The organism is Escherichia sp. MOD1-EC7011 (assembly GCF_002965005.1).
GTDB classification, from domain to species: domain Bacteria; phylum Pseudomonadota; class Gammaproteobacteria; order Enterobacterales; family Enterobacteriaceae; genus Escherichia; species Escherichia ruysiae.
The window spans coordinates 1-17,104 of the sequence record NZ_PTRD01000024.1; the positions used below are offsets into that span (position 1 = coordinate 1).

Consider the following 17,104-nt stretch of genomic DNA (forward strand, 5'->3'; position numbering starts at 1 on the left):
GGCATGAAGGCGGCTGTAAAGGTGAGAAGTCAGAACACGAGCACGCCGGGCACGGTCACCAGCATGAGCACGGTCAATGCTGCGGTGGTCGCCACGGTCGCGGCGGCGGTCGTCGGCAGCGTTTCTTTGGTCACGGTGAATTGCGCCTGGTGATTCTGGATATTCTCTCGCGCGATGACAGCCACGGTTATGAGTTGATTAAAGCGATTGAGAATCTGACTCAGGGGAATTACACCCCAAGCCCGGGCGTCATCTACCCGACGCTGGATTTTCTCCAGGAGCAGTCGCTAATTACCATCCGCGAAGAGGAAGGCGGCAAAAAACAGATTGCGCTGACCGAACAGGGCGCGCAGTGGCTGGAAGAAAACCGCGAACAAGTGGAGATGATTGAGGAACGCATCAAAGCGCGTTGCGTTGGTGCGGCGCTGCGCCAGAACCCGCAAATGAAGCGGGCGCTGGATAATTTTAAAGCGGTGCTGGACCTACGTGTCAACCAGAGCGATATCACCGACGCGCAGATAAAAAAGATCATTGCGGTGATCGACCGCGCCGCTTTTGATATTACGCAACTGGATTAATCACCGATTGCCGGATGCGGCGTAAACACCTTATCCGCCTACCCACCCGTAGGCCTGATAAGATGCGCCAGCATCGCATCAGGCATTGTGTACCAACCGCCGGATGCGGCGTGAACGCCTTATCCGGCCTACACCTCCGTAGGACTGATAAGATGCACCAGCATCGCATCAGGCATTGTGCACCAACCGCCGGATGCGGCGTAAACACCTTATCCGCCTACCCCCCGTAGGCCTGATAAGATGCGCCAGCATCGCATCAGGCATTGTGCTCCAACTGCCGGATGCGGCATACCGATTAATGCAGCACCGTCACCGCGTCTTCCAGTCGGCTGGCGCGGTGTTTTACCATCGCCGACACCTGCGCGCTCTCCTCCACTAGCTCGGCGTTTTTCTGGGTGATCAGGTTAAGCTCATCCACCGCACGGGTCAGGCTGGAAAGCCCATCAGCCTGTTCCAGCGTTGAATGGCTAATCTGAGCAATTAACTGGGTGACGTTTTTTACCTGCACCACAATATCGTCCATCGTCCGCCCGGCGGCGTGTACCTGTTGCGAACCGGATTGCACCTTATCTGCACTGGCATCAATTAGCTTGCGAATATCGTTGGCAGCATTGGCGCTACGGCTGGCTAAATGACGTACCTCCCCAGCCACCACCGCGAAACCTTTGCCTTGTTCTCCGGCGCGCGCCGCTTCCACCGCCGCATTCAGGGCGAGGATATTGGTCTGAAACGCAATATCGTTAATCAGCGAAGTTATGGTGCCAATGCGCTGGGTACTGTCGGCGATATCGTCCATCGTTTTGATCACCGTGGTCATCGCTTCCCCGCCCTGCACTGCTGCATTACTGGCAGTGATAGAAAGTTTATCGGCAGCCGACGCCGTAGCAGAGTTCTGTTTCACCGACGCCGCCATCTGGTTCATGGTCGCCACCGTTTGCTGAACGTTATCAACTGTCTGCTGGGTATGTTCGTTCAGTTCATCAGTGCCTTTCGCCAGCGTCTCGCTGCCGTTTCTGACACTGGACACCTGGCTTGAGACATCATTAATTAGCCAACGGCACATCAGGCCAAGTTGCCCTACCGCGCGTAATGTCAGCCCCAGCTCATCGCTGCGATTCAAATGCTCAACACTATTACGTTCTCCGGTCGCCACCTTCAGTGCCTGACGGGCAACATTTTCTATCGGGCGTACAATCTGCCATTCAAAACAGGCACTTGCCAACAACATCACTAGCGCACAGAGGAAATACGTCACCACCGGGGCAGCAACAAACCAGAGCATTGCCGCCAGCACGATAAACATCAGCGCCATCACTCCACGCGCCCGCCAGCGAAGCGGCAATGAAGGCTGTTTTCCCAGCCAGCCTTTACGCACCACCAGACCTTTATGAATACGCTTATTTGTACGTCCGGCATTCAGCGCCTTGTACAGCGGCTCTACCGCTGCGATCTCGTCATCCGTCGCCCGTGTACGAATCGACATATAACCACTGATTTTGCCCTCACGCACCATCGGCACCACATTCGCCCGCACCCAATAATGATCGCCATTTTTGTGCCGATTTTTCACAATACCACTCCAGGGTTCCCCCTGCTTCAGGGTGTACCACATATCAGCAAAGGCCGCTTTCGGCATATCCGGATGGCGCACCATGTTATGCGGCTGTCCCTGTAACTCTTGCAAGGTATAGCCGCTAACCTGCACAAAAGTGTCATTAGCATGTGTGATATAGCTTTGTAGATTGGTAGTAGACATCAGAGTGGTATCGTCAGCCAGCGGGATATTTTGCTGGGTGACATACGGATGAGAAGACATAATCGCGTCCTGTGCAGGTTATATTGTTGTTAACTTCTTGTCAGAAGTTATGTCGGCTCCGGTGAGGTTATCTTTAGTGGTTTAATTTGATTTAGATCGCAATTTTCGATTAAAGCACAAAACCTAATTCCTTGATTTAAAATACTTTCACTTGGGTACTATCCCGGCACGTTTATTATATTGCCCAACAATCAGGCAATTATTGCCCTGACATAGTGCATTTCCTCCTGGATAGCAGGAGGTGTGCCCGATAAAAATCGTGCAAAATAACGGCGAGTGTTAACAAATAGCATTAAATATTGCATGAATGATAACCGCATTTATGTTTATCCCGATTTTCGCGATCGCAGCCGGAGTGGCGCAATCCCTGCAATACTTAAATCGGTATCATGTGATACGCGATCCTCCGGAGCATATTTTGAACAGGTTACCTTCGAGCGCATCGGCTTTAGCGTGCAGCGCCCACGCCCTGAATCTCATTGAAAAGCGAACGCTGGATCATGAGGAGATGAAAGCACTTAACCGCGAGGTGATTGAATACTTCAAAGAGCATGTCAATCCGGGGTTTTTAGAGTATCGCAAATCTGTTACCGCCGGCGGGGATTACGGAGCCGTAGAGTGGCAAGCGGGAGGTTTAAATACGCTTGTCGACACCCAGGGACAGGAGTTTATCGACTGCCTGGGAGGTTTTGGCATTTTCAACGTGGGGCACCGTAATCCAGTTGTGGTTTCCGCCGTACAGAATCAACTTGCGAAACAGCCGCTGCACAGCCAGGAGTTGCTAGACCCATTACGGGCGATGCTGGCGAAAACCCTTGCCGCGCTAACGCCCGGTAAACTGAAATACAGCTTCTTCTGTAATAGCGGCACTGAGTCCGTTGAAGCGGCGCTGAAGCTGGCGAAGGCTTATCAGTCACCGCGCGGCAAGTTTACTTTTATTGCCACCAGCGGCGCGTTCCACGGTAAATCGCTTGGCGCACTGTCAGCCACGGCAAAATCGACCTTCCGCAAACCGTTTATGCCGCTGCTACCGGGCTTCCGTCATGTACCATTTGGCAATATCGAAGCCATGCGCACGGCCCTTAGCGAGTGCAAAAAAACCGGTGATGATGTGGCTGCGGTGATCCTTGAGCCGATTCAGGGCGAAGGTGGCGTCATTCTGCCGCCGCCGGGCTATCTCACCGCCGTGCGTAAGCTGTGCGATGAGTTCGGCGCACTGATGATCCTCGATGAAGTACAAACGGGTATGGGGCGCACGGGCAAGATGTTCGCCTGTGAGCATGAGAACGTTCAGCCGGATATTCTGTGTCTGGCAAAAGCCCTCGGCGGCGGCGTGATGCCGATTGGCGCAACCATCGCCACTGAAGAGGTGTTCTCAGTCCTGTTCGACAACCCGTTCCTGCATACCACCACCTTTGGCGGCAACCCGCTGGCCTGTGCGGCGGCGCTGGCGACCATCAATGTGTTGCTGGAGCAGAACTTACCGGCTCAGGCTGAACAAAAAGGCGATATGTTGCTGGACGGTTTCCGCCAACTGGCGCGGGAATATCCCGATCTGGTGCAGGAAGCGCGAGGTAAAGGGATGTTGATGGCGATTGAGTTTGTTGATAACGAAATCGGCTACAACTTTGCCAGCGAGATGTTCCGCCAGCGCGTGCTGGTTGCCGGCACGCTCAACAACGCCAAAACGATCCGCATTGAACCGCCACTGACGCTGACCATTGAACAGTGTGAACTGGTGATTAAAGCGGCGCGTAAGGCGCTGGCAGCTATGCGAGTAAGTGTCGAAGAAGCGTAATACCGATGGCGGATGGCGATGCAACGTCGCCATCCGATCTCTTTATACGATTCGCACGCCCGCAGGCATCATCCGTTCCGGCGTTAACAGTACGCTTTCACTGCCGTCATCGGTTTCCGCACACAACAGCATGCATTCCGACGTTTCACCGCGCATTTTCGCTTTTTGCAGATTGCACAACACCACCACCGTTTTCCCCATCAGCTCTTCTTCGCTGTAGTACGGCACCAGGCTGGTCACGGTTTGCAGCGTTTTTTCCCCCACATCAACCTGTACAATGTACAGCTTGTCGGCGTTTTCATGGCGTTTCACTTCCACAATTTTCCCGACGCGCATTTCCAGTCGCGCAAAATCAGCGTAAGCCACGGTTTCCATTGTTTCCCCCTCAAGTAAAATTTTACTAAACTATAGCAAAAGTTTTTCTCAATCCTGTAGGCTAAAAATGGAGAATGCAGGCGTGATCACATTCGTAAGCCGCTGTGTTACCGTTACAGCGTCAAAGAAACGCGCTTTATTTACTGAAAACAGGTGACCCGATAAGCACTTCCTCTACAATGGAGATGCACATCAGGGAAAGTAAAAAAGGTAAACATGGCAACACTAAAAGACATCGCAATCGAAGCTGGCGTATCCCTGGCGACAGTATCCAGGGTCTTAAATGACGATCCGACGTTGAATGTGAAAGAAGAGACGAAACATCGCATTCTCGAGATCGCCGAAAAGCTGGAGTACAAGACCAGTAGCGCCCGTAAACTACAGACAGGCACAGTCAACCAACACCATATTCTGGCTATCTACAGCTACCAACAGGAGCTGGAGATCAACGATCCTTATTATCTGGCGATCCGCCACGGCATTGAAACCCAGTGCGAAAAGCTGGCGATCGAACTGACCAACTGTTATGAGCACAACGGCTTACCGGACATTAAAAACGTCACCGGTATTTTGATTGTCGGTAAACCCACGCCTGCCCTGCGCGCCGCCGCCAGCGCATTGACCGACAATATCTGTTTTATCGACTTTCACGAACCCGGCAGCGGTTACGATGCGGTGGATATCGATCTGGCACGCATCAGTAAAGAAATCATCGACTTCTACATCGATCAGGGCGTTAATCGTATTGGTTTTATTGGCGGCGAAGATGAGCCTGGCAAGGCGGATATTCGTGAAGTCGCCTTTGTGGAATATGGCCGACTGAAACAAGTAGTACGCGAAGAGGACATCTGGCGCGGCGGTTTTTCCAGTTCGTCGGGCTATGAACTGGCAAAGCAAATGCTGGCGCGGGAAGACTATCCGAAGGCGTTGTTTGTCGCTTCTGATTCCATTGCTATCGGCGTACTGCGGGCAATTCATGAACGTGGCCTGAACATCCCACAGGATATTTCGCTTATCAGCGTGAACGACATCCCCACCGCGCGATTTACCTTTCCGCCGCTCTCAACCGTGCGCATCCATTCCGAAATGATGGGAAGCCAGGGCGTTAACCTGTTGTATGAAAAGGCTCGCGATGGTCGCGCGCTGCCGCTGTTAGTGTTTGTTCCCAGCAAATTAAAACTGCGCGGCACCACCCGCTAAATCCCCTTACACACTGTCCGGCAATCGTTTTTGCCGGACAGTGCTGCCGTTTATTTTCGTGATCCAGTTAAAGTAAATGCATTTACCTGCTACTTTTTAGTAAAAATTTTACTAAACTCCCCAGCAATTACACAAACTACCATCACCATGAATGGTTCCGATTTCTCTCTACCGGGAGGCCCTATGAATCGCTGGGAAAACATTCAGCTCACCCACGAAAACCGACTTGCGCCGCGTGCGTACTTTTTTTCATATGATTCTGTTGCGCAGGCACGCACCTTTGCCCGCGAAACCAGCAGCCTGTTTCTGCCCTTAAGCGGTCAGTGGAATTTCCATTTTTTTGATCATCCGCTGCAAGTGCCAGAAGCCTTCACTTCCGAGTTAATGGCTGACTGGGGGGACATTACCGTCCCCGCCATGTGGCAAATGGAAGGCCACGGCAAACTGCAATATACCGACGAAGGTTTTCCGTTCCCCATCGATGTGCCTTTTGTCCCCAGCGATAACCCAACCGGTGCCTATCAACGTATTTTCGCCCTCAGCGACGGCTGGCAGGGCAAGCAGACGCTGATTAAATTTGACGGCGTCGAAACCTATTTTGAAGTCTACGTTAACGGTCAGTATGTGGGTTTCAGCAAGGGCAGTCGCCTGACCGCAGAGTTTGACATCAGCGCGATGGTTAAAACCGGCGATAACCTGTTGTGTGTGCGCGTGATGCAGTGGGCGGACTCCACCTACGTGGAAGACCAGGATATGTGGTGGTCAGCGGGGATCTTCCGCGATGTTTATCTGATCGGTAAACAACCGACGCATATTAACGATTTCACCGTGCGCACCGACTTTGACGAAGCCTATTGCGATGCCACGCTCTCCTGCGAAGTGGTGCTGGAAAACCTCGCCGCCTCCCCTGTCGTAACGACGCTGGAATATACCCTGTTCGACGGCGAACGCGTGGTGCACAGCAGCGCCATTCCTCATCTGGCAATTGAAAAACTGACCAGCGCCAGCTTTGCTTTTACTGTCGAACAGCCGCAGCAATGGTCGGCAGAATCTCCTTATCTTTACCATCTGGTCATGACGCTGAAAGACGCCGACGGCAACATTCTGGAAGTGGTGCCGCAACGCGTCGGCTTCCGTGATATCAAAGTGCGCGACGGTCTGTTCTGGATCAATAACCGTTATGTGATGCTGCACGGCGTCAACCGTCACGATAACGATCATCGCAAAGGCCGCGCCGTTGGGATGGATCGCGTCGAGAAAGATCTCCAGTTGATGAAGCAGCACAACATCAACTCCGTGCGTACCGCTCACTACCCGAACGATCCGCGTTTTTACGAACTGTGTGATATCTACGGCCTGTTTGTGATGGCGGAAACCGACGTCGAATCGCACGGCTTTGCTAATGTCGGCGATATCAGCCGTATTACCGACGATCCGCAGTGGGAAAAGGTCTACGTCGAGCGCATCGTTCGCCATATTCACGCGCAGAAAAACCATCCGTCGATCATCATCTGGTCGCTGGGCAACGAGTCCGGCTATGGCTGTAATATCCGCGCGATGTACCACGCGGCGAAGGCGCTCGATGACACGCGTCTGGTGCATTACGAAGAAGATCGCGATGCTGAAGTGGTCGATATTATTTCCACCATGTACACCCGCGTGCCGCTGATGAATGAGTTTGGTGAATATCCGCATCCGAAGCCGCGTATCATCTGCGAATACGCTCATGCGATGGGGAACGGACCGGGCGGGCTAACGGAATACCAGAACGTCTTCTATAAGCACGATTGCATTCAGGGACATTATGTCTGGGAATGGTGCGACCACGGGATCCAGGCGCAGGATGACAACGGCAATGTCTGGTATAAATTCGGCGGCGATTACGGCGACTATCCCAACAACTATAACTTCTGTCTTGATGGTTTGATCTATTCCGATCAGACGCCGGGACCAGGCCTGAAAGAGTACAAACAGGTTATTGCGCCGGTAAAAATCCACGCGCTGGATCTGACTCGCGGCGAGCTAAAAGTCGAAAATAAACTGTGGTTTACCACGCTTGATGACTACACCCTGCACGCAGAGGTGCGCGCCGAAGGTGAAACGCTCGCGACGCAGCAAATTAAGCTGCACGACGTTGCGCCAAACAGCGAAGCGCCATTGCGCATTACGCTGCCACAACTGGACGCCCGCGAAGCGTTCCTCAACATTACGGTGACCAAAGATTCCCGCACACGCTACAGCGACGCCGGGCACCCTATCGCTACTTATCAGTTCCCGCTGAAGGAAAACACCGCGCAGCCAGTACCTTTCGCACCAAATAATGCTCGTCCGCTGACGCTGGAAGACGATCGTTTGAGCTGCACCGTTCGCGGCTACAACTTCGCAATCACCTTCTCAAAAATGAGTGGCAAACCGACGTCATGGCAGGTGAATGGCGAATCAATGCTGACTCGCGAGCCAAAGATCAACTTCTTCAAGCCAATGATCGACAACCACAAGCAGGAGTACGAAGGGCTGTGGCAGCCGAATCATTTGCAGATCATGCAGGAACATCTGCGCGACTTTGCCGTTGAGCAAAGTGATGGCGAAGTGTTGATCATCAGCCGCACGGTTATTGCCCCGCCGGTGTTTGACTTCGGGATGCGCTGCACCTACATCTGGCGTATCGCTGCCGATGGACAGGTTAACGTGGCGCTTTCCGGCGAGCGTTACGGTGACTATCCGCACATCATTCCGTGCATCGGTTTCACCATGGGGATTAACGGCGAATACGACCAGGTGGCGTATTACGGTCGTGGACCGGGCGAAAACTACGCCGACAGCCAGCAGGCTAACATCATTGATATCTGGCGCAGCAACGTCGATGCCATGTTCGAGAACTATCCCTTCCCGCAGAACAACGGCAACCGTCAGCATGTCCGCTGGGCGGCACTGACTAACCGCCACGGCAACGGTCTGCTGGTGGTTCCGCAGCGCCCAATTAACTTCAGCGCCTGGCACTACACCCAGGAGAACATCCACGCCGCGCAACACTGCAACGAACTTCAGCGCAGTGATGACATCACCCTGAATCTTGACCACCAGCTGCTTGGCCTTGGCTCCAACTCCTGGGGCAGCGAAGTGCTGGACTCCTGGCGCGTCTGGTTCCGTGACTTCAGCTACGGCTTTACGTTGCTGCCGGTTTCTGGCGGAGAAGCTACCGCGCAAAGCCTGGCGTCGTATGAGTTCGGCGCAGGGTTCTTTTCCACGAATTTGCACAGCGAGAATAAGCAATGAGGATCATCGATAACTTAGAACAGTTCCGCCAGATTTACGCCTCTGGCAAGAAGTGGCAACGCTGCGTTGAAGCGATTGAAAATATCGACAACATTCAGCCCGGCGTCGCCCACTCCATCGGTGACTCATTGACCTACCGTGTGGAAAATGACTCCGCGACCGATGCGTTATTTACCGGGCATCGCCGTTATTTTGAAGTGCATTACTACCTGCAAGGGCAGCAAAAGATTGAATATGCGCCGAAAGAAACATTACAGGTAGTGGAATATTATCGTGATGAAACTGACCGCGAATATTTAAAAGGCTGCGGAGAAACCGTCGAGGTTCACGAAGGGCAAATCGTTATTTGCGATATCCATGAAGCGTATCGGTTTATCTGCAATAACGCGGTCAAAAAAGTCGTTCTCAAAGTCACCATCGAAGATGGTTATTTCCATAACAAATAACAACTACGGCGGCAAAAGGAGTTTGCCGCCACCGCTACCCTACTCATTTTCGGAGATGTGTTATGTCTGATACCAAACGTAATACAATCGGCAAATTCGGCTTGCTCTCGCTGACTTTTGCCGCCGTTTACAGCTTTAACAACGTTATCAATAATAATATTGAGCTTGGACTGGCCTCGGCGCCGATGTTTTTCCTCGCAACGATTTTTTATTTTATCCCCTTCTGTCTGATTATCGCAGAATTTGTCTCGTTAAATAAAAACTCGGAAGCCGGTGTCTACGCGTGGGTAAAAAGTTCGCTGGGCGGACGTTGGGCATTTATTACTGCCTATACCTACTGGTTCGTAAACCTGTTCTTTTTCACCTCGCTGTTGCCGCGCGTTATTGCTTACGCTTCATATGCCTTCCTCGGCTACGAATATATTATGACGCCAGTTGCCACCACCATTATCAGTATGGTGCTGTTCGCTTTCTCCACCTGGGTTTCTACCAACGGGGCGAAAATGCTGGGGCCAATCACCTCCGTCACTTCAACGCTGATGCTGCTGTTAACGCTCTCCTACATTTTACTGGCAGGTACGGCACTGGTTGGCGGCGTACAGCCTGCCGATCCGATCACCGTTGACGCGATGATCCCGAACTTCAACTGGGCATTCCTCGGCGTTACCACCTGGATCTTTATGGCCGCAGGCGGCGCGGAGTCCGTCGCGGTGTACGTTAACGACGTCAAAGGCGGTTCGAAATCGTTCGTTAAAGTGATCATCCTCGCCGGGATTTTCATTGGCGTACTGTATTCCGTCTCCTCGGTGCTGATTAACGTCTTCGTCAGCAGCAAAGAGTTGAAATTTACCGGCGGATCGGTACAGGTATTCCACGGCATGGCGGCATATTTTGGTCTACCTGAAGCGTTGATGAATCGCTTTGTCGGTCTGGTATCCTTTACTGCGATGTTCGGTTCCCTGCTGATGTGGACCGCAACGCCGGTGAAAATTTTCTTCTCCGAAATCCCGGAAGGCATCTTTGGTAAGAAAACCGTTGAACTGAACGAAAACGGCGTTCCGGCGCGCGCAGCGTGGATCCAGTTCCTGATCGTCATCCCGCTGATGATTATCCCGATGCTCGGTTCCAATACCGTGCAGGATCTGATGAATACCATTATTAATATGACTGCCGCAGCATCCATGCTTCCGCCGTTATTCATTATGCTGGCGTATCTGAATTTACGCGCCAAATTAGATCACCTGCCACGCGATTTCCGTATGGGCTCCCGCCGCACCGGTATTATCGTTGTTTCAATGCTGATTGCGATATTTGCCGTAGGGTTTGTCGCTTCGACATTCCCGACTGGCGCGAATATTCTGACCATCATTTTTTATAACGTCGGCGGTATTGTTATCTTCCTCGGCTTTGCGTGGTGGAAATACAGTAAATATATAAAGGGATTAACGGCTGAAGAGCGCCATATTGAAGCGACGCCAGCCAGCAATGTTGATTAAGCAGAATAATAAAAAATGAGCAGGCATTTTCCCTCTTTCTGGATGGGGAGAGGGAAAATAGTTTCTGCCTTTATATTTTTATAATTACAACGATAAAAGGCTGTACTTTTTCTTTAGCTCATGGATTAACACAATGAAATTAATTACTGCACCATGCAGAGCATTACTTGCTCTGCCGTTTTGCTACGCCTTTTCTGCGGCCGCTGATGAAGCACGTCCGGCAGAACATGACGACACAAAAACACCCGCCATTACCTCGACGTCTTCTCCTTCATTTCGTTTTTATGGTGAATTAGGGGTTGGTGGGTATATGGATTTAGAGGGCGAGAATAAACATAAATACAGCGACGGCACTTATATTGAAGGTGGCCTGGAGATGAAGTACGGCTCCTGGTTCAGCCTGATTTACGGCGAAGGTTGGACCGTGCAGGCCGACCACGACGGCAATGCCTGGGTGCCTGACCATAGCTGGGGTGGTTTTGAAGGTGGGATTAACCGTTTTTATGGCGGTTATCGTACCAACGATGGCACCGAAATCATGCTCAGTCTGCGCCAGGATTCCTCGCTGGATGACCTGCAATGGTGGGGCGACTTCACCCCCGATCTGGGCTACGTCATTCCCAATACCCGCGACATTATGACCGCACTGAAGGTGCAGAACTTAACCGGCAACTTCCGCTATAGCGTCACCGCCACACCTGCCGGACATCATGACGAAAGCAAAGCCTGGCTGCATTTTGGCAAATACGATCGCTACGACGACAAATACACCTATCCGGCAATGATGAACGGTTACATCCAGTATGACCTTGCCGAAGGCGTCACCTGGATGAACGGTCTGGAAATTACCGACGGTACAGGACAACTCTATCTCACGGGTCTGCTTACCCCTAACTTTGCCGCTCGCGCCTGGCACCATACCGGACGCGCCGACGGGCTGGACGTACCGGGAAGCGAAAGTGGGATGATGGTGAGCGCCATGTATAAAGCGTTAAAGGGCGTTTATCTCTCCACTGCTTACACCTACGCCAGACATCGCCCTGACCACGCTGACGATGAAACCACCTCTTTCATGCAGTTTGGTATCTGGTACGAATACGGCGACGGACGTTTCGCAACGGCTTTTGATAGCCGCTTCTACATGAAAAATGCCTCTAACGATCCCAGCGACCAAATCTTCCTGATGCAATATTTCTACTGGTAATAAGGACTGTAATTTCATGAAAATCAAAACTATTTTAACGCCAGTAACCTGCGCTCTGCTGATAAGTTTTTCCGCCCATGCCGCTAACGCCGACAATTATAAAAACGTGATTAACCGTACCGGCGCGCCGCAGTACATGAAGGATTACGATTACGACGATCACCAGCGTTTTAATCCGTTTTTCGATCTCGGTGCCTGGCATGGTCATCTGTTGCCAGACGGCCCGAACACGATGGGCGGTTTTCCGGGCGTTGCGCTGCTGACGGAAGAGTACATCAACTTTATGGCGACCAATTTCGACCGCCTGACCGTCTGGCAGGACGGCAAGAAAGTCAACTTCACGCTGGAGGCATACAGTATTCCCGGCGCGCTGGTGCAAAAACTGACAGCAAAAGATGTGCAGGTTGAAATGACTCTGCGCTTCGCCACGCCGCGCACGTCACTACTGGAAACTAAAATCATCAGCAATAAACCGCTGGATCTGGTGTGGGACGGCGAGCTGCTGGAAAAACTGGAAGCGAAAGAAGGGAAACCGCTTTCCGATAAAACCATTGCTGGCGAGTACCCTGACTATCAGCGCAAAATCAGCGCCACCCGTGATGGCCTGAAAGTCACCTTTGGCAAAGTGCGCGCCACCTGGGATCTGCTGACCTCCGGCGAATCGGAATATCAGGTGCATAAATCCCTGCCTGTGCAGACTGAAATCAGCGGCAATCGCTTTACCAGTAAGGCTCATATCAACGGTTCGACGACGCTCTATACCACCTATTCCCATCTGCTGACCGCCCAGGAAGTTAGCAAAGAGCAGATGCAGATCCGCGATATTCTGGCGCGTCCGGCGTTTTATCTCACCGCCTCGCAGCAACGCTGGGAAGAGTATCTGAAGAAAGGGTTAACCAACCCGGATGCGACGCCGGAACAGACGCGCGTCGCGGTGAAAGCAATCGAAACGCTTAACGGTAACTGGCGCTCGCCTGGCGGTGCGGTGAAATATAACACCGTTACGCCGTCGGTAACCGGGCGCTGGTTCTCCGGCAATCAGACCTGGCCGTGGGATACCTGGAAGCAGGCGTTTGCGATGGCGCATTTCAATCCGGATATCGCCAAAGAGAATATCCGCGCGGTCTTCTCCTGGCAGATCCAGCCAGGCGACACCGTGCGTCCGCAGGATGTGGGCTTTGTCCCCGACCTGATTGCGTGGAACCTTAGCCCCGAGCGTGGCGGTGATGGCGGCAACTGGAACGAACGTAACACCAAACCCAGCCTTGCCGCCTGGTCGGTGATGGAAGTGTATAACGTCACCCAGGACAAAGCCTGGCTGACAGAGATGTACCCGAAACTGGTGGCCTATCACGACTGGTGGTTACGTAACCGCGATCATAACGGCAACGGCGTGCCGGAATATGGCGCGACCCGCGATAAAGCCCACAACACCGAGAGCGGTGAGATGCTGTTTACGGTGAAAAAAGGCGACAAAGAAGAGACGCAGTCTGGCCTGAACAACTACGCCCGCGTGGTGGAGAAAGGCCAGTATGACAGTCTGGAAATTCCGGCACAGGTCGCTGCGTCGTGGGAATCAGGGCGTGATGACGCCGCCGTCTTTGGGTTTATCGACAAAGAACAGCTGGATAAATATGTCGCTAACGGCGGCAAACGTAGCGACTGGACGGTGAAATTCGCCGAAAACCGCAGTCAGGACGGAACGTTGCTGGGCTACTCGCTATTGCAGGAGTCGGTGGATCAGGCCAGCTATATGTACAGCGATAACCATTATCTGGCGGAGATGGCAACCATCCTCGGTAAGCCGGAAGAGGCCAAACGCTATCGTCAGTTGGCACAGCAGCTCGCGGACTACATCAACACCTGTATGTTCGACCCGACTACACAGTTCTACTATGACGTGCGCATTGAAGATAAACCGCTGGCGAACGGCTGCGCGGGCAAACCGATAGTCGAGCGCGGTAAAGGGCCGGAAGGCTGGTCGCCGCTGTTTAACGGTGCGGCAACGCAGGCCAATGCCGACGCGGTGGTGAAGGTGATGCTCAATCCTAAAGAGTTCAACACCTTTGTACCGCTGGGAACGGCAGCGTTAACCAACCCGGCCTTTGGCGCGGATATCTACTGGCGTGGGCGCGTATGGGTGGATCAGTTCTGGTTTGGTCTGAAAGGGATGGAGCGTTACGGTTATCGTGATGATGCCCTGAAGCTGGCGGATACGTTCTTCCGGCACGCCAAAGGATTAACCGCCGATGGTCCGATTCAGGAGAATTACAATCCGCTGACCGGCGCGCAGCAAGGGGCACCCAATTTCTCCTGGAGTGCCGCGCATTTGTATATGTTGTATAACGATTTTTTCCGTAAGCAGTAATTTTCAACGGCTGGCGGATGCGGCGTAAACGCCTTATCCGCCCTACATGTGCGTTCCGTAGGCCGGATAAGACGCGGCAAGCGTCGCATCCGGCAATTGCACCACGCCACTGGTGGATGCGGTGTAAACGCCTTATCCGCCCTACATGTACGTTCCCCCAGTTCCGTAGGCCGGATAAGACGCGGCAGGCGTCGCATCCGGCAATTGCACCGCGCCTCTGGCGGATGCGGCGTGAACGCCTTATCCGCCCTATATGTGCAATCCCCCAGGCCGGATAAAACGCGGCAAGCGTCGCATCCGGCGTTACCACCGGGCGTATTCTTTTTGAATCCCATCACAAACCCCGCATTCCCCTTTTCCCTTTTCTCCGGCGACGGCTAAATTAGAACTCATCCGACCACATAACAATTATTTTACATACTGGACAATTTTATGAGCTACCCGTCGCTGTTCGCCCCGCTGGATTTAGGTTTTACCACGTTAAAAAACCGCGTGTTGATGGGCTCAATGCACACCGGGCTGGAGGAATACCCGGACGGCGCTGAACGGCTGGCTGCGTTTTATGCCGAACGCGCCCGTCACGGCGTGGCGTTGATTGTCAGCGGCGGTATCGCACCAGATTTCACAGGCGTTGGCATGGAAGGCGGCGCAATGCTCAATGACGTCAGCCAGATCCCGCACCATCGCACCATTACTGAAGCGGTGCATCAGGAAGGCGGCAAAATTGCCCTACAAATTTTGCATACCGGGCGCTACAGCTACCAACCGCATCTGGTCGCTCCTTCCGCATTGCAGGCTCCCATCAACCGTTTCGTGCCCCATGAGTTAAGCCATGAAGAGATCCTGCAACTGATCGACAATTTTGCCCGCTGCGCGCAACTGGCGCGGGAGGCCGGATACGATGGCGTAGAGGTGATGGGTTCCGAAGGGTATTTGATCAACGAATTTCTGACCCTACGCACCAACCAACGTAGCGACCAGTGGGGCGGCGATTACCCTAACCGGATGCGATTTGCCGTTGAAGTAGTGCGTGCGGTGCGCGAACGCGTCGGCAACGACTTCATTATTATCTACCGCCTGTCGATGCTCGACCTGGTCGAAGGCGGCGGTACTTTTGCCGAAACGGTGGAACTGGCGCAGGCCATCGAAGCGGCAGGCGCGACCATTATCAACACCGGCATTGGCTGGCATGAAGCGCGCATTCCGACCATCGCCACGCCCGTGCCGCGCGGCGCATTTAGCTGGGTCACGCGCAAACTGAAAGGTCACGTCTCGCTGCCGCTGGTGACCACCAACCGGATTAACGATCCGCAGGTTGCCGAAGACATTCTCTCGCGCGGTGATGCCGATATGGTATCGATGGCGCGACCGTTTCTTGCTGATGCGGAACTGCTGTCAAAAGCGCAATCAGGGCGAGCCGATGAGATCAACACTTGTATTGGCTGCAATCAGGCCTGCCTCGATCAGATCTTCGTTGGCAAAGTCACCTCGTGCCTGGTGAATCCTCGCGCCTGCCACGAAACCAAAATGCCAATCCTTCCTGCCGTGCAGAAAAAAAATCTGGCGGTGGTCGGTGCGGGACCTGCTGGGCTGGCGTTTGCCATTAACGCGGCAGCGCGTGGGCATCAGGTAACATTGTTTGATGCGCACAGCGAGATCGGCGGGCAGTTTAATATCGCCAAACAGATCCCCGGCAAAGAGGAGTTTTACGAAACGCTACGTTACTACCGGCGGATGATCGAAGTGACGGGCGTGACGCTAAAACTCAATCACACCGTGACGGCGGATCAGTTACAGGCGTTCGATGAAACGATCCTCGCCAGTGGGATCGTGCCGCGCGTTCCGCCTATCGACGGGATCGATCATCCGAATGTATTGAGTTATCTCGATGTACTGCGCGACAAAGCGCCGGTGGGCAACAAAGTTGCCATCATCGGTTGTGGTGGGATTGGCTTTGACACGGCGATGTATTTAAGTCAGCCGGGCGAATCCACCAGCCAGAATATCGCCGGGTTCTGTAATGAGTGGGGGATCGACAGCAGCCTACAACAGGCTGGTGGCTTAAGCCCGCAGGGAATGCAGATCCCTCGTAGCCCACGGCAGATTGTGATGCTCCAGCGCAAAGCCAGCAAACCGGGACAGGGGTTAGGCAAAACCACCGGCTGGATCCATCGCACTACCCTGCTCTCGCGGGGTGTGAAAATGATCCCAGGCGTAAGTTATCAGAAGATTGACGATGACGGAGTGCATGTGGTGATCAACGGTGAACCGCAAATTTTAGCGGTAGATCATGTGGTGATCTGCGCGGGGCAGGAGCCAAACCGCGCGCTGGCACAACCTTTAATCGATGCAGGAAAAACCGTGCATTTAATCGGCGGCTGCGATGTGGCTATGGAGCTGGACGCACGGCGAGCGATTGCCCAGGGAACACGGCTTGCGCTGGAGATTTAAATCGTGCATTGAAGTGCCGGATGCGACGCTTGACGCGTCTTATCCGGCCTACGGGTAACGTGCTGAACGTAGGCCGGATAAGGCGTTTACGCCGCA

11 protein-coding genes are annotated in these 17,104 nt (G+C 53.3%); 9 read left to right on the plus strand and 2 right to left on the minus strand.

Annotated elements, in window-relative coordinates:
- Positions 1-578: DNA-binding transcriptional regulator NfeR (gene nfeR / locus A7098_RS11435; protein WP_105280819.1), on the plus strand; the 578-nt coding region annotated here is incomplete at its 5' end.
- Between the two features lie 295 nt (positions 579-873).
- On the opposite strand, the gene aer is transcribed toward nfeR, so the two are convergent.
- Complete coding sequence (gene aer / locus A7098_RS11440) at positions 874-2,394, minus strand: aerotaxis sensor receptor Aer (protein ID WP_085461208.1); 1,521 nt, start codon at positions 2,392-2,394, stop codon at positions 874-876.
- Between the two features lie 418 nt (positions 2,395-2,812).
- Between aer and ygjG the strand changes: the two genes are divergently transcribed.
- Positions 2,813-4,192, plus strand: a complete 1,380-nt coding sequence (gene ygjG, locus A7098_RS11450) for a putrescine aminotransferase (protein WP_001309772.1) — start codon at positions 2,813-2,815, stop codon at positions 4,190-4,192.
- Positions 4,193-4,234: 42 nt separating this feature from the next.
- On the opposite strand, the gene A7098_RS11455 is transcribed toward ygjG, so the two are convergent.
- Positions 4,235-4,567 (minus strand): tRNA-binding protein, encoded by a 333-nt coding sequence (locus A7098_RS11455; RefSeq protein ID WP_000450588.1) that lies wholly within the window; start codon positions 4,565-4,567, stop codon positions 4,235-4,237.
- Between the two features lie 216 nt (positions 4,568-4,783).
- Between A7098_RS11455 and ebgR the strand changes: the two genes are divergently transcribed.
- The 7 genes from ebgR to fadH all read left to right on the plus strand — a co-directional run bounded on the left by ebgR (position 4,784) and on the right by fadH (position 17,008).
- Positions 4,784-5,767 (plus strand): transcriptional regulator EbgR, encoded by a 984-nt coding sequence (ebgR, locus tag A7098_RS11465; RefSeq protein WP_105280821.1) that lies wholly within the window; start codon positions 4,784-4,786, stop codon positions 5,765-5,767.
- 183 nt (positions 5,768-5,950) lie between these two features.
- Positions 5,951-9,043: a beta-galactosidase subunit alpha gene (gene ebgA, locus A7098_RS11470; protein WP_105280822.1), complete on the plus strand. Its 3,093-nt coding sequence runs from the start codon at positions 5,951-5,953 to the stop codon at positions 9,041-9,043.
- Positions 9,040-9,489, plus strand: coding sequence for a beta-galactosidase subunit beta (locus A7098_RS11475; RefSeq protein WP_001219943.1), 450 nt, complete (start codon positions 9,040-9,042; stop codon positions 9,487-9,489). Before ebgA ends, A7098_RS11475 begins: the two co-directional genes overlap by 4 nt.
- Before the next feature lie 62 nt (positions 9,490-9,551).
- A complete protein-coding gene (locus A7098_RS11480) occupies positions 9,552-10,985 on the plus strand; it encodes an amino acid permease (protein ID WP_001285446.1) in 1,434 nt (477 codons plus the stop codon).
- A 133-nt stretch (positions 10,986-11,118) separates the two neighbouring features.
- The gene (gene ygjJ / locus A7098_RS11485) at positions 11,119-12,189 is read left to right on the plus strand and encodes a protein YgjJ (RefSeq protein WP_105280823.1); all 1,071 of its coding nucleotides are present in this window, start codon (positions 11,119-11,121) and stop codon (positions 12,187-12,189) included.
- 16 nt (positions 12,190-12,205) lie between these two features.
- Complete coding sequence (gene ygjK, locus A7098_RS11490; RefSeq protein WP_105280824.1) at positions 12,206-14,557, plus strand: alpha-glucosidase; 2,352 nt, start codon at positions 12,206-12,208, stop codon at positions 14,555-14,557.
- A 432-nt stretch (positions 14,558-14,989) separates the two neighbouring features.
- Entirely contained in the window at positions 14,990-17,008 is a 2,019-nt protein-coding gene (gene fadH, locus A7098_RS11495) for an NADPH-dependent 2,4-dienoyl-CoA reductase (protein WP_105280825.1), read from the plus strand.
- The last annotated feature ends 96 nt before the right edge of the window (positions 17,009-17,104 follow it).

Excerpts from the sequence above, each read along its gene's own strand:
- A7098_RS11475 (WP_001219943.1), top strand. The coding sequence starts at position 9,040 with ATGAGGATCATCGATAACTTAGAACAGTTCCGCCAGATTTACGCCTCT.
- A7098_RS11480 (WP_001285446.1), top strand. The coding sequence starts at position 9,552 with ATGTCTGATACCAAACGTAATACAATCGGCAAATTCGGCTTGCTCTCG.
- ygjK (WP_105280824.1), top strand. The coding sequence starts at position 12,206 with ATGAAAATCAAAACTATTTTAACGCCAGTAACCTGCGCTCTGCTGATA.
- ebgA (WP_105280822.1), top strand. The coding sequence starts at position 5,951 with ATGAATCGCTGGGAAAACATTCAGCTCACCCACGAAAACCGACTTGCG.
- aer (WP_085461208.1), bottom strand. The coding sequence starts at position 2,394 with ATGTCTTCTCATCCGTATGTCACCCAGCAAAATATCCCGCTGGCTGAC.
- fadH (WP_105280825.1), top strand. The coding sequence starts at position 14,990 with ATGAGCTACCCGTCGCTGTTCGCCCCGCTGGATTTAGGTTTTACCACG.
- ebgR (WP_105280821.1), top strand. The coding sequence starts at position 4,784 with ATGGCAACACTAAAAGACATCGCAATCGAAGCTGGCGTATCCCTGGCG.
- A7098_RS11455 (WP_000450588.1), bottom strand. The coding sequence starts at position 4,567 with ATGGAAACCGTGGCTTACGCTGATTTTGCGCGACTGGAAATGCGCGTC.
- ygjJ (WP_105280823.1), top strand. The coding sequence starts at position 11,119 with ATGAAATTAATTACTGCACCATGCAGAGCATTACTTGCTCTGCCGTTT.